At 69.0% G+C, this 12,714-nt stretch carries 11 protein-coding genes and 1 pseudogene; 7 read left to right on the top strand and 5 right to left on the bottom strand.

The genetic code is table 11. From position 1 onward, the window contains the following. Positions 1–11: 11 nt before the first annotated feature. Complete coding sequence (locus K6T84_RS10555; RefSeq protein WP_225401001.1) at positions 12–884, top strand: LLM class F420-dependent oxidoreductase; 873 nt, start codon at positions 12–14, stop codon at positions 882–884. On the opposite strand, the gene K6T84_RS10550 is transcribed toward K6T84_RS10555, so the two are convergent. Beyond that, positions 862–1,731 (bottom strand): enoyl-CoA hydratase-related protein, encoded by an 870-nt coding sequence (locus K6T84_RS10550; protein WP_225401000.1) that lies wholly within the window; start codon positions 1,729–1,731, stop codon positions 862–864. The two genes, K6T84_RS10555 and K6T84_RS10550, sit on opposite strands and share 23 nt — an antisense overlap. A gap of 63 nt (positions 1,732–1,794) precedes the next feature. Between K6T84_RS10550 and K6T84_RS10545 the strand changes: the two genes are divergently transcribed. Beyond that, the gene (locus K6T84_RS10545) at positions 1,795–3,027 is read left to right on the top strand and encodes an acyl-CoA dehydrogenase family protein (protein WP_225400999.1); all 1,233 of its coding nucleotides are present in this window, start codon (positions 1,795–1,797) and stop codon (positions 3,025–3,027) included. Next, positions 3,028–4,152, top strand: a complete 1,125-nt coding sequence (locus K6T84_RS10540) for an acyl-CoA dehydrogenase family protein (protein WP_225400998.1) — start codon at positions 3,028–3,030, stop codon at positions 4,150–4,152. A gap of 9 nt (positions 4,153–4,161) precedes the next feature. On the opposite strand, the gene K6T84_RS10535 is transcribed toward K6T84_RS10540, so the two are convergent. The 4 genes from K6T84_RS10535 to K6T84_RS10520 all read right to left on the bottom strand — a co-directional run bounded on the left by K6T84_RS10535 (position 4,162) and on the right by K6T84_RS10520 (position 8,403). Further along, entirely contained in the window at positions 4,162–4,488 is a 327-nt protein-coding gene (locus K6T84_RS10535; RefSeq protein ID WP_224865611.1) for a DUF732 domain-containing protein, read from the bottom strand. 12 nt (positions 4,489–4,500) lie between these two features. Continuing rightward, complete coding sequence (locus tag K6T84_RS10530; RefSeq protein WP_225400997.1) at positions 4,501–5,673, bottom strand: sodium-dependent bicarbonate transport family permease; 1,173 nt, start codon at positions 5,671–5,673, stop codon at positions 4,501–4,503. Between the two features lie 43 nt (positions 5,674–5,716). Continuing rightward, positions 5,717–7,066 (bottom strand): PPE family protein, encoded by a 1,350-nt coding sequence (locus tag K6T84_RS10525; RefSeq protein WP_225400996.1) that lies wholly within the window; start codon positions 7,064–7,066, stop codon positions 5,717–5,719. Between the two features lie 68 nt (positions 7,067–7,134). Then, positions 7,135–8,403 (bottom strand): PPE family protein, encoded by a 1,269-nt coding sequence (locus K6T84_RS10520; RefSeq protein WP_225400995.1) that lies wholly within the window; start codon positions 8,401–8,403, stop codon positions 7,135–7,137. 584 nt (positions 8,404–8,987) lie between these two features. Between K6T84_RS10520 and K6T84_RS10515 the strand changes: the two genes are divergently transcribed. The 4 genes and pseudogenes from K6T84_RS10515 (at position 8,988) to K6T84_RS23885 (ending at position 12,712) form a co-directional block, all read left to right on the top strand. Then, positions 8,988–10,145 carry an acyl-CoA dehydrogenase family protein gene (locus K6T84_RS10515; protein WP_225400994.1) on the top strand — a complete coding sequence of 386 codons (1,158 nt, stop codon included), beginning with the start codon at positions 8,988–8,990 and terminating at the stop codon, positions 10,143–10,145. Next, entirely contained in the window at positions 10,142–11,194 is a 1,053-nt protein-coding gene (locus K6T84_RS10510) for an acyl-CoA dehydrogenase family protein (RefSeq protein WP_225400993.1), read from the top strand. The genes K6T84_RS10515 and K6T84_RS10510 overlap by 4 nt, the downstream gene beginning before the upstream one ends. Beyond that, positions 11,191–11,955, top strand: coding sequence for an alpha/beta fold hydrolase (locus K6T84_RS10505; RefSeq protein WP_224863889.1), 765 nt, complete (start codon positions 11,191–11,193; stop codon positions 11,953–11,955). The genes K6T84_RS10510 and K6T84_RS10505 overlap by 4 nt, the downstream gene beginning before the upstream one ends. After that, positions 11,952–12,712, top strand: a pseudogene (locus tag K6T84_RS23885) (enoyl-CoA hydratase/isomerase family protein). Before K6T84_RS10505 ends, K6T84_RS23885 begins: the two are co-directional and overlap by 4 nt. Positions 12,713–12,714 lie beyond the last annotated feature (2 nt).

Raw genomic sequence — 12,714 nt, 5'->3', positions numbered from 1 at the left:
GGGATCAACTGATGCGACTCGGACTGTCCACGCCCGTGGTCATCCAGGTTCCCGGCACCGCCTCGGCCTGGGAGGCGGACGCGGGTATCGACGACGTTGCGCGGATCGGCACGGCAGCCGACGAGCTGGGGTTCGGCTACCTCACCTGTTCCGAACACGTGGCGGTGCCCGCCGCAGCCGCCGAAACCCGGGGAGCGACCTACTGGGATCCGTTGGCCACCCTGGCATTTCTCGCCGCGCGGACCACCCGGATCAGATTGCTGACCTCGGTTCTGGTGCTGGGCTATCACCATCCCCTGGAGATCGCCAAGCGGTACGGGACACTCGATCGGCTCAGCGCCGGCCGGGTGATCCTGGGCGTGGGAGTCGGGTCGCTGCGCGAGGAGTTCGACCTGCTCGGCGCCGAATGGGACGACCGTGGCGTCCGCGCCGATGACGCGATCAGGGCACTTCGGGCGTCCCTGTCGCAGACCCGGCCGGTCTACGACGGTCCGCACTACCGCTACGACGACATGGTGGTCCAGCCGTGTGCCATCCAGACCCGGGTGCCGATCTGGGTGGGCGGCCGAACCATGCGCTCACTGCGGCGCGCCGTCACGCTGGGGGACGGGTGGACGCCGTTCGGGCTGACCGCGGCCGAGATCACGAGAATGCTTGCTGCTGTGGATACTCCGGACGGTTTCGCGGTAGCCCTGGCGACACCGCCACTGGACCCGACCGGTGCGGCTGCGCACGCCACGGACTGCGTCGCCAGGTTGGCCGACGCCGGGGCGACGGATCTGAACTGCGTGATCTCGGCACGCTCGGCGGAGCACTACTGCGACCAGCTGGCGGCACTTGCCGAGCTCGTGCCGGGAGCCGTCAGCGGCCCGGCCACCGGGTGATCGCGGCCGGCAGGTCGTGGCGTGGCCGCAGCCCGAACTGCGGTTTGCGGCGTTGCAGAAACGCCGCGACGCCTTCGGCGAAGTCGGCCGATGCGAACAGTTCCTGCAACACCCGAGAGTCCAATTCGTGTGCGGCCCAGGGATTGTCGGCCCCCGACATGGCCCACAACATCTGCTTGGCCGCCGCCACGGCCACCGGCGAACCGTTCTCGGCGATCTCACCGGCGAGGCGATAGGCCGCCTCGAGCACGCCGCCGTCGGCGATCACCTCGGAGACCAGACCGGCCGCATGGGCCTCGGTGGCATCGAAGACCCGGCCGGTGACCACCCACTCCATGGCCTTGGACATGCCGACCACCCGAGGCAGGAACCAGCTCGATGCGGCCTCGGGCACCAGGCTGCGCCGAACGAACACGAACCCGAAACGTGCGGTGTCCGAAGCGATCCGGATGTCCATGGGCAGGGTCATGGTGGCGCCGATCCCGACCGCGGGACCGTTGATCGCGGCGATCACCGGTTTGAGCATCGCGGCGAACCGCAGCGCGACCACGCCGCCGGTGTCGCGGGGCACGCCGTCGTCGAACAGCAGTTCCGCATCGGGTGCCTGGCTGAACTCGACGGCCTTCGGGTCCAGATCGGCGCCGGCGCAGAACGCCCGCCCGCTGCCGGTGACCACCACCGCGCGGACGGCGTCGTCATCATCGGCCAGGTCGCACGCCGCGACGAGTTCACCGGCCATGACCTGAGTGAAGGCGTTGAGCCGGTCGGGGCGCTGCAGGGTGATGGTGGCGATGGCGTCGGTGACCGAGTAGTCGATCTGGGTGAACGCGGGCTGATCGGGTGCCATGCCCGGACGTTACACTCGCGCCAACAGCTAGCGTGCCGTTGCCCCGTCACCGCAAGGAGAGATATGGATCTGGGCTGGTCGCAGGCTGACCGTGCATTCCAAGACGAGGTCCGGACGTTCCTCGCCGAGAAACTGACGCCGGAGCTGCGCCGCGCCGGGCAGCTGATGACCAGTGTGTACGCCGACCACGAGGCCAGCATGGCCTGGCAGGCGATCCTGCATGAGCGCGGTTGGGCGGCCCCGGGCTGGCCGGTCGAGCACGGCGGCTGCGACTGGAGCCTCACCCAGCACTACATCTTCAGTCGCGAGACCATGCTGGCCGGCGCTCCGTCGTTGTCTCCGATGGGAATTCGGATGGTCGCACACGCGATCGTCCGCTACGGCACCCAGGCGCAGAAGGACTACTTCCTGCCCCGCATCCTCACCGGTGAGGTGTTCTTCTGCCAGGGCTATTCCGAACCCGAAGCCGGCTCAGACCTGGCGGCGTTGTCGATGGTCGCCACCCTCGACGGCGACGACCTGGTCTGTACCGGCAGCAAGATCTGGACCACCCATGCCGCCGAGGCGAATTGGATGTTCGCGCTGGTGCGCACTTCGCGGTCGGGCAAGAAGCAGCAGGGCATCACGTTCGTGCTGATCGAGATGGACTCACCGGGTATCGAGATCCGGCCGCTGGTGATGACCTCCGGTGAGCAGATCCAGAATCAGGTGTTCTTCGACGACGTGCGGGTGCCCCGATCCAACGTCATTGGGGAGATCGACGACGGCTGGACCGTCGCGAAGTACCTGCTCGAGTTCGAACGTGGCGGCGGCGCCGTGGCGCCGGGCCTGCAGGTGATGGCCGAGGAGATCGCCACCGCGGCCGCCGGGCAGCCCGGTCCGGAGGGCGGGTCGCTGGCCGACGACGGTGCGTTCATGCGCAAGCTGGCCGACACGCGCATTCGTGCCGAGGTGCTGGAGATCCTGGAGTACCGGGTGCTCACCGCGGTGGCCGAGGGCCGCAACCCCGGAGCGGCGTCGTCGATGCTGAAGATCCTCGGAACCGAGCTCAGCCAGGAGCTCACCGAACTGGCGCTGGAGGCTGCCGGGCCGCGCGGGCGGATCTATCAGCCGCACGTCACCGCCCCCGGTGGACCGATCGCCGACTATCTGCCACCGGCCGACGGTTACCGGTCCGGCGAGCCGTGGCAGGCCGTCGCCCCGCTGCGCTACTTCAACGACCGGGCCGGCTCGATCTACGCGGGCAGCAACGAGATTCAGCGGAACATTCTCGCCAAAGCGACATTGGGGCTCTAGATGGACTTCAACCTCACCGACGAGCAGCAACTGCTGCGTGACGGGATCACCCGGTTTCTCGGCTCACGCTACGACCTCGAGGCCAGCCGAGCGGCCGCCAAGACCGGCGCCGGTTGGCAGCCGGAGATCTGGCACGCCCTGGCCTCCGAGTTGGGCATCCTGGGCGCCACCCTTCCCGAAGAGGTCGGCGGGATCGGCGGCGGCGCAACCGAACTAATGATCATCGCCGAGGCGCTGGGCCATGCCCTGGTGATCGAACCCTACGTCGACGCCGTGGTGGTCGCAGGTGGGCTGCTGCACCGCGCCGGTGGCCCGACCGCGAACGGTGTGCTGGAGCAGTTGATCGCCGGGACTGCCGTCGTGGCGCTGGCCGCCACCGAAGCTGAGTCCGGTGAACGCTGGCAGGACGCGACGACGCTGTCGCGCCCGGACGGTGACGGCTGGGTGCTGTCGGGCGGAAAGATCATGGTGCTGGGCGCACCGCTGGCCACGCATCTGCTCATCACCGCGCGCATCGAGGGCACCGACGGGCTCTCGCTGTTCCTCGTCGACAGTGACGCGCCCGGCATCCAGACCCACCCGTACCGCACCATCGACGACCGAAGCGCGGCCGACATCGCCTTCGACGGGGTACGTCTTGCGGGCACCGCACTGCTCGGCGAACCGGGCGGAGCCTGGCCGTCGCTCGCCCGGGCCCGCGACGAGGGTGCGGCGGCGATCTGCGCCGAGGCGGTCGGCGGCATGCGAAAGGTATTGGCCGACACCGTCGAATACTGCAAGCAACGCCAGCAGTTCGGCCAGCCGATCGGCAGCTTCCAAGTACTGCAGCACCGGATGGTGGACATGTACATGGAGGTGGAGCAGTCCGTGGCCGCGGTGTACCTCGCGGTGCTCAACCTCGACGCCGACCAGGCCACCCGGGCCCGTGCCGTTTCGGCGGCCAAGGCCACCATCGGCCGGGCGGCCCGGATGATCGGCCAGCAGTCGGTCCAGCTGCACGGTGGTATGGGGATGACCGAAGAACTGGCGATCGGCCACTACTTCAAGCGGCTCACCGCGATTCAGTACGAGTTCGGTACCACCGACTTTCACATCGCCCGCTACGCAGAGCTGACAAAGCCGTAGCGGAGGCGGCTACTTCTGTAAGTGGTGCGGGCAGTAGGCGTGGGCGGCGACCGCCGCGAACTGCGCGGCGCCGTCCATGGTCAGCCCGGGGTTGTCGGCCGTGAGTTGTTTGACGACCTGCAATCCCGTCTCGCCGTTGTTGGCCATGCTGCACACGGCATGGCCGGCCACGATGGCCTGGTCGTTACCGGCGAAGGCGAGCCCCGCAGATCTCAAGCCGGCCAGGAAGATGGCGTCGGCGTTGCCGCCGTCGTCGCCGACATCAGGCTCCGCGTACGCCGGCGCAGCACCCCCGATGAGGGCGGCGACGCCCAGTACTGACAACACGCTTCGTATGCCGTTCATCGTTTACACCTCCGTGACCAGACGGGCGATCTCGATGTAGAGGGGGATTCCGACGGTGACGTTGTAGGCGAACGTCAGACCCAGCGATGCCGCCAACGGCAGGCTGGGGCTGGCCTCGGGAATCGCCAGCCGCTGGATGGCGGGCACCGCGATGTACGACGCCGCAGCGCACAACACGGCGAACAGGACATAGGTGCCCGGCTCGAAGTGGACTCCGGTGAGCGCGGAATAACCGTGGGCGACCAAGATCCCGATCGTGGCAAAGAGGTTGGGAGCCAACAAGCCGTAGAGGATGAAGCCGCGGCCGGCGGTCTGCAGATCCCTGAGTTTGCGGGCCGCGGTCAGGCCCATCTCGAGCAGGAACAGGCACAGGGCGCCCTGGAAGGCCGTGACGAAGACCGGGTCGTCGACTCCGGTGACCTTGCTGCCCTGCAGGCCGCTGATGAAGCCGATCGCGATGCCGCCGAGCAGCAGGCAGATTCCCGGGTTGAGGAAGACCTCCCGCACCAGCTCCGGGCTCAGCAGGCGACCCTTCGCGGCGCCGGACTCGGCAGCGGGTTCGCGGGCCGCTCCGATCTGCATCCCACCGGTGGGGTCACCGGGGGCCGCCGCGCCCGCCGCAGTCGCACTCCCGGCGGCCACGGCGGCGTAGTCGGGCTCGCCGGGCAGGTTGCCGGCGGCGTCCATGCCGCGGTGCCGCAACCGGGCGACCAGGAACAGCGCCACCAGGCAGCCGGGAATCTCCATGATGGCCAGCATCACCGGCATATAGGCGTCGAAGGCCATGTCGATGGCGGCCAGCACACCCAGGCAGGTGGCGAAAGTCCCCGCGGAGTCCGAGCCGTAGTAGCCGGCGACCGTCGCCCGGTCTACCTCACGCAACCTGGTCAGGTGTTTCAGCAGGTAGTAGGCCAGGATGCCGATCCCGAAGTTCAACACGAACCCGGTGATCATGAACCCGAGGATGCCGCCGAGTTCGGAGACCTCGATGGTCGCGAGCTCCTCGCCGCCGCGCCAGCCGATGGCCAGCAGCAGATACATCGTCAGGCCCTGGTAGACCGCGTTGGGGAAGTCGAACGGAACCTTCAGCAGCGCGAGCAGGAACCCGAAGTAGAAGAACAACAGCAATGGCTTGAACAGGTTGTGCGTGAAGTTCTGCCAGAACTCGAGGAGCATCGTTCTCTCTTTCGTCTCAGATGCCAGGCGCCGTCGGTGGGTGTCAGTTGAGGGGAGTGGTGGCGGCCGTCTCGGCGCCGGTGCGCTTCTTGCCGCCCTTGAGGTGCACGGCGTGCACGCCGGGCTTACGGGACAGTTCTTCGAGCAGGTCGTCCAGGCCGGCCTGGTCGACGTTCCAGTGCTGTACGGCCTCGGGCTGACTCTGCAGTTTGGCGATCACGGCGTCGAGCTTGACCGGGGTCTTGGCCTTGCCGCCCTGGATCCGGATGCGCCCGGTGCCGCCGGCGGCGACAGCGCGGGGGTTGACCCCGCCCAGGGCGCCGCCGGCCATACTTCCCAGGGTCGTCTGGTTGAGCAGGCCCCCGGCCATCCCCGACGCGGGCGCGGCGGCCAGGCTCGCGGCGGGCATCCCGGTGGCCGCCAACCGGATCGCCGGGCTGGCCGAAGCCCAACTCGGCGGCACGGACAGGTTCCCCACCAGGTTGGCCTCGGCCATACCGGCCGACACCGCCGAGGACAGGCCGGCGGAGGTTCCGGCACGAAGCCCGGCGCTGAGACCGGTGAGCGGCAGGCCTTCGAAGAGTCGGCCTATCGGCGTTCCGAACTTCAGAAAGTTCTGGATCGGGAAGTTGGTCAGCAGCGAGATGTCGTTGAACGGCGTGGTCAGGCCCGCCGGACCCTTCAGAGCCGAGAACACCGAAGCGAAGCCGGTCGCAGCATTCGGATTGCCGGTCAGCTGGATGAGCAGGTTGTTGACGAAGTTGTTGTACTGGGTCGCCAGGTTGCCCAGGAAGTCCATGATCGAGTTGCTGCCCGCGCTGGCCGCCGCCGACCCCGCGCTGGCCGCTGACGTGGCTGCGGCGGTCCCGGTGGTGGTCTGCGGAGGCTCGGTGAAGGCGGTGATCTTGGTGGCCGCGGCAGCCGATGCGGCGTAGGTCTGCATGGCGGCGGCGTCCTGCGCCCACATCTGGAGGTACTCGGCCTCGTTGGCCGCGATGGCCGCGAGATTCTGGCCGAGGTAGTTCGTGGCGTACAGCATCTCGTTCTGGGTGCGGTTGGCCGTAACGACTTCCGGCGGAACGGTTGCCGCATGGGCGGCTTCGTAGGCGGTGGCCGCGGCCTGCGCCTGGGTGGCCGCCTGAGCCGCGGTGGCCGCGGTCGTCGACATCCAGCTGACGTAGGGCTGGGCGGCGGCCGTCATCGCCGCGGCGGACGGGCCGGTCCACGATTCACCGCCGAGCGAGGCGAGCACCGCGTCGTATTCAGCTGCGGCGGCGCTCAATTCGCCGGCGAGGCGCCCCCACGCGGTGGCAGCGGCACTCAGCGACCCGGATCCGGGGCCGGCGTACATGTTGGCCGAGATGATCTCCGGCGGTATCAGCGAGAAGTACATTTCGACACCCTTATCTGGTCGAGTGCGACTGGGTCAGGTGGGCGGGGCCACGGCTGGTCATCGTCGGCTCACTCATCGGGTGCCGGTATCACGATGATGGTGGCTGCGGCCGGATCGGCCTCACCAGGCGGAATCGGGCCGAAGGCGTCGGCGCCGCCGCTGTTTCGCAGGGATCGCGTCGCCGCGCCCATGGTCTGGGTTGCGGTACCGCCCATTCCGCGGCCGAGCAGGCTGGACAGCGCCATCTGCCCGAACATGGCGTCCTGGCCCACGACCGCGGCCAGCGGGGCGGCTTCGACGGTCGCCGGGAGCGGTGAGGTCATGCTGACGAGTCTGGTCGCGGGCGCCGCGGTCGTCCAGGATGGCGGCACCGACAGTTTCCCGACCGCCGCGGCGTTGCCCAGCGATCCCGTAGCGCTGCTCAGGCTGGCGGTGGGAAATGCGGTCGGCGCCAGTGGCGCGAGCGGCAACAGTGCTCCGGTGATGGCTTTGGGGCCGGCGAGGTAGGCCTGCGCGGCCATCCCGTTCATGATCCAGGAGTACAGCTGCCCGAACGCCAGCCAATAGCCACCGGGGATTGTCGTCCAGCCGAGCGGGGTTGTGTACCCGGTCAGTGTGCTGAAGATCAGGTTCCAGTTGTCCAGGAATGAACCCGATGTTGTCGCCGCCGCGGTGCCGACGGGGTTGGACGCCAACGACTGCAGCGCCTTGGGCATCGCGGTCAGCAACTGGGAGACCTGCTGCGCGATGTCCGACGCCGCCGAGTCTCCGGTTGCCTCGGCCGATGCCGCCATCTGACTGGCCGCACCGGTCGGATTGGTGGTCTCCGGCGGCTCGCTGAAGGGCGTGAGCTGGGTCGCGACTGCCGACGCGCCCGCGTAGCCGTACATCGCGCCGGCGTCTTGGGCCCACATCTCCGCGTAGTGGATCTCGGTGGCCGCGATGGCCGCGGTGTTCTGCCCGAGCAGGTTCGTCGCGACCAGCGTTGCCAGCTGCGCCCGGTTCGCTGCGACCACCGGCGGCGGAACCGTCGCGGCGAAGGCGGCCTCATAGGCCGCTGCAGCGGCGCGGGCCTGACCGGCGGTGAGTTCGGCCTGCGCCGCCGTCGAGGTCATCCAGGTCACGTACGGCTCAGCGGCGGCCGTCATGGTCGACGACGACGGACCGGACCACTCTCCGGCCAGGGTCGAAAGGGTGGAATCGTATGCCGCCGCGGCGGAACTCAGTTCGGCCGCGAGCGCGTCCCATGCGGACGCGGCAGCCAGCAGCGGCGCTGAACCAGCGCCCGAGTACATGCGACCGGAATTGACCTCCGGCGTCAATGCAGCAAAATCCATCTCGGGTAACTCCTTACACCGCGCGTCTCGACCGCTGACGCCTTAACCGTGCTACAGAACCCCAAATCCCAAACAGCAGGTGTCTATTCAGGGTCCTGATGTAAACAGCGTCCGACATTGTTCATTTAGTAGTGGACCAGCTGCCGGTTGAAATCTGTTGTGAGGCAGCTGGGATGGTGCTCCTGGTGCCGATCGCCCACCCGCGTAAGTGTTTTGACGACATTTATTCGGTTAACTGAAAACCAGAGAGGTCACAAGCGGCCGGGGGTTGACCGGCTGTAACATTGGCCGGGCTTTATGCGCCGGCCAGCGCCGAATTTCTTCGGGTGAAATTCCTTCCGGATTCGGCGCCTCAGTCGACTGAATAGTACGCAGGGCTAGCTGGAAAGTAGCTGTATGCGAACTGGATCTTTCCTGTAGTCGCGCTGCTGATGAACTGTCAATCTCGTCGTTGTTCGCGCGGCCGTACAGTACTTGTTGATACGCAAAGAAAAGCGCTGACGAGCGCTACCGGCCGGGACGGTATACCGCTGAAGTTCTAGTAACCCTTGTTGGTGCGCAAGACTCTGCGCTAACCTCCCGTTGTGCAGCTTCCGTCGGCTGAACTCACCGCAGCAGAACTAGACCTGCGCGCGCAGGTCCGTGCCTTCCTGGCCGAGCGGCTGCCCGCCGGAACCTTCGAGCCTGGCCTGGGCATGGGCGCTCCGGTGGACCCGGCGTTCTCCGCGGCACTCGCCGAGCGGGGTTGGGTCGGGATGGCGGTGCCGGCGGTCTACGGCGGGCCCGGAGCCACCGCCGTAGACCGTTTCGTGGTGGTCGAGGAGCTGCTGCGCTGGGGCGCCCCGATCGGGCAGCACTGGGTGGCCGACCGCCAGATCGCCCCGGTGCTGCTGCGTTACGGCACCGAGCATCAGAAGCAGTGGCTGCTCCCGCGGATCTGCCGGGGCGAGGTGTGCTTCTGCATCGGCATGAGCGAGCCGGACGCCGGCAGCGACCTCGCGGCGGTGCGCACCCGGGGTGTGCGCACCGACGGCGGCTGGCGGGTCTCGGGAACCAAGGTATGGACCACCAACGCGATGGCCGCCGACTACATGATCGCGCTGTGCCGCACCGGCGAGTTCTCCCAGGGCGCCCGGCACGAGGGGCTCAGTCGCTTCCTGATCGACATGCGCAGCCCCGGCGTCACCGTCGAACCGATTCCCTACCTGGACGGCAGCACCGGCCACTTCGCCCAGGTGGTCTTCGACGACGTGACGGTCTCCGACGACCTGGTGATCGGCGAGATCGGCCAGGGCTGGGCCCAGAACACCAGTGAACTGGCGTTCGAACGCAGCGGCCCGGACCGGTGGATCTCGACGTTCCTGCTCGTCCAGGAGTTCATCCGCGAGCACCCGCAGTTGGCGGCCGGTGTCGCCGGTCGCCGGCTGATCGGCGAGCAGGCCGCTCAGTACTGGGTGCTGCGGCGGCTCTCCCTGGCGGTGGCCCGGGCCATCGACGCCGGCGAGACCCCCGCTGCCGAAGCCGCCCTGATCAAAGAGATGGGCACCCGATTCGAACAGGACGTGGTGACCGCACTGCAGGACCTGCTGGACCGGGAGCTGATCTGCGACCTCGATCCGGCGCACCCGCCATCGTTGTTCGAACGGCTGTTGCGCCGCGCGGTGCTGGACGCGCCGTCGTTCACCATCCGCGGCGGAACCACCGAGGTGCTGCGTTCGGTGGCCGCCAAGGGGCTCACATGAGTGCCGGCGAACTGCGCGGCGCCGCAGACCGGCTGTTCGCCGAGCACAGCGGATGGCAGGCGGTCGCCGACGCCGAAACCACCGGGTGGTCCGCGCCGCTGTGGGAGGCGTTGCGGCAGACCGGATTTCTGGACGTCGGAGTCCCCGAAGAGCTCGGCGGATCGGGCGGCAGCGTGGCCGACGTAGCCGAACTGCTGCGCGCCGCCGGCGCCCACGCGGCACCGGTACCGCTCGCCGAGGCCGGACTGGTCGGGGGCTGGCTGCTGACCGCCGCCGGGCTGGCGCTTCCCGATGGTGTCCGCACCGTGCTGCCGCCGGGATCGCTGCGGCTCGACGGCGACCGGCTGTTCGGCACGGTGCACGGCGTGCCGTGGGGCCATCGGGCGCAGCACCTGATCGCCCTCGTCGACGGCGTCGTGGTGTTGGCCCCCGGCCCGGTCGCCGGCGGGCCGACCTGCGATCGCGCGGTCAACCTCGCCGACGAGCCCCGTGACACCCTGCGGTTCGACGGAGTGGCGGTGACCGCCCGCGCCGGCGCGCCGGTCACCGAGCAGGCGCTGAGTGAGCGGACCGCACTGGGCCGAGCGGTGCTGATCGGCGGCGCGCTGAGCGCGGTGGCCGCGATGACGTTGCGCTACACCTCCGAACGCGAGCAGTTCGGGCGCCCGATCGGCCGGTTCCAGGCCGTGCAGGCCCATCTGGTCACCATCCACCAACAGGCCACCGTGGTGGCGGCCGCCGTCGAGGCTGCGGTCGCCGCCGTCGAGGCGGGCACCGCAGGTTTCGAAATCGCCTGCGCCAAGGTGCTCGCCGACCGGGGCGCCCAACTCGCGGCACGCGCCGCACATCAGGCGCACGGCGCCATCGGAATGACGAAGGAGTACCCGTTGCACCACCTCACCCGGCGACTGTGGGCTTGGCGTACCGAGGGCGGCGGTCATCACCGGTGGGCCGACCTGCTCGGCCACACCCTGGTGGCCGCGGGCCCCGATGCGCTCTACCCCGCCATCCAATCCGGCTCCGCGGTGGTGACGGCGGTGTCGCGATGAACCGCCTGCAGCGGCCCGACGGGGTAACCCTGGCCTACCGGGTGCACAACCCGCAGGCCGGCGGAGTGCCGGTGCTGCTCACCCACGGCTTCGGCGCCACCGCCGCCATGTGGGACGCCAATATCGCTGCGCTGGCAGCGGATCGGCCGGTGATCGTCTGGGACCTGCGCGGACACGGCGACAGCGACGCCCCGGCGGACATGGCGCACTACAGCGAGCGGCTCAGCGTGCAGGACATGGCCGCCGTCCTGGACGAGGCCGGTGCGCAGCGGGCGGTGATCGGCGGAATGTCGTTGGGCGGCTACCTTTCTCTGGCGTTCCACCTCGCTTACCCGCAGCGGGTGGCGGGGCTGCTGCTGGTCGACACCGGGCCGGGTTACCGCAACGACGAAGCCCGCGCCGGGTGGAACGACTGGGTGGAGCGCCAGGCCACGAAACTCGAACGCGGGGAAACCCTTTCGGGTATCACCGCCGAAACCGGACAAGCGGTCCACGCCCATCCCGAAGGATTGCCGCGGGCCGCCCGCGGCATCATGGCCCAACACGACGCCCGGGTCATCGAATCACTGGACGGCATCACGGTGCCGGCCCTGGTGGTGGTGGGAGCCCGCGACACCAAGTTCCTGGCGCCGGCCGAATACCTGGCGCGCCGCATCTCCGATGCCCGCAAGGTCGTCATCGACGACGCCGGGCACGCCGCCAACATGGATCAGCCCGAGGCGTTCAACGCCGCTGTCGTCGAATTTCTGGACCGGCTGTGACCGCGCCGCATCTGGTTGTCGAGCTCGTCGGGCAGCTGGCTGTCATCGAGCTGCGCCGGCCGCCGAACAACTTCTTCGACGCCACCCTGATCCGCGATCTAGCCGATGCCTACGAGCGGCTCGACACCGCCGGCGACTGCCGGGCGATCGTGCTGTGCTCGCAGGGCAAGAACTTCTGCGCCGGTGCGGATCTGTCCGGCAACACCGGGGACGGCGCCTCGGCCGCCGAACTCTACCGCCAGGCCGTGCGCCTGTTCCGGGCCCGGACACCGGTCGTCGCGGCGGTGGCCGGCGCCGCGATCGGCGGCGGACTCGGGCTGGCGCTCAGCGCGGATTTCCGCGTCGGGTCGCCGTCGTCGAGGTTCGCCGCCAACTTCAGCCGGCTCGGTTTCCACCCGGGCTTCGGGATCACCGAGACCCTGCCTCGGGTCATCGGGCAGCAGCGGGCACTGGAATGGATCTGACCGGTGAGCGGTTCGGCGGCGAGGTGGCCTACCAGGCCGGGCTGCTCGACGAGCTGGCCGCCGACGGCGACGTGCGCCCCGCCGCGCTGCGGTTCGCCCAGCGCATCGCGGCCGCGGCCCCCCAGTCGCTGGCCAGCATCCGCGCCACCATGCGTGCCGGGCTGGCGGAGGCCGTCGCGGCGGCCACCGATCATGAACTGGCCGAACAGACCCGGCTGCAGCACACCGAGGACTTCCGTGAGGGCGTCGCCGCCTCAGCCCAGCGCCGCGCCCCGCGGTTCACCGGGCGCTGAAT

It is taken from the genome of Mycobacterium zoologicum (genome assembly GCF_020181635.2).
GTDB classification, from domain to species: domain Bacteria; phylum Actinomycetota; class Actinomycetes; order Mycobacteriales; family Mycobacteriaceae; genus Mycobacterium; species Mycobacterium zoologicum.
This window is presented reverse-complemented; position numbering and strand designations above follow the sequence as displayed.

Coding starts and splice junctions, on each gene's coding strand:
- K6T84_RS10555 (WP_225401001.1), top strand. CDS start 12: ATGCGACTCGGACTGTCCACGCCCGTGGTCATCCAGGTTCCCGGCACC.
- K6T84_RS10520 (WP_225400995.1), bottom strand. CDS start 8,403: ATGGATTTTGCTGCATTGACGCCGGAGGTCAATTCCGGTCGCATGTAC.
- K6T84_RS10530 (WP_225400997.1), bottom strand. CDS start 5,673: ATGCTCCTCGAGTTCTGGCAGAACTTCACGCACAACCTGTTCAAGCCA.
- K6T84_RS10550 (WP_225401000.1), bottom strand. CDS start 1,731: ATGGCACCCGATCAGCCCGCGTTCACCCAGATCGACTACTCGGTCACC.
- K6T84_RS10545 (WP_225400999.1), top strand. CDS start 1,795: ATGGATCTGGGCTGGTCGCAGGCTGACCGTGCATTCCAAGACGAGGTC.
- K6T84_RS10540 (WP_225400998.1), top strand. CDS start 3,028: ATGGACTTCAACCTCACCGACGAGCAGCAACTGCTGCGTGACGGGATC.
- K6T84_RS10510 (WP_225400993.1), top strand. CDS start 10,142: ATGAGTGCCGGCGAACTGCGCGGCGCCGCAGACCGGCTGTTCGCCGAG.
- K6T84_RS10525 (WP_225400996.1), bottom strand. CDS start 7,066: ATGTACTTCTCGCTGATACCGCCGGAGATCATCTCGGCCAACATGTAC.
- K6T84_RS10505 (WP_224863889.1), top strand. CDS start 11,191: ATGAACCGCCTGCAGCGGCCCGACGGGGTAACCCTGGCCTACCGGGTG.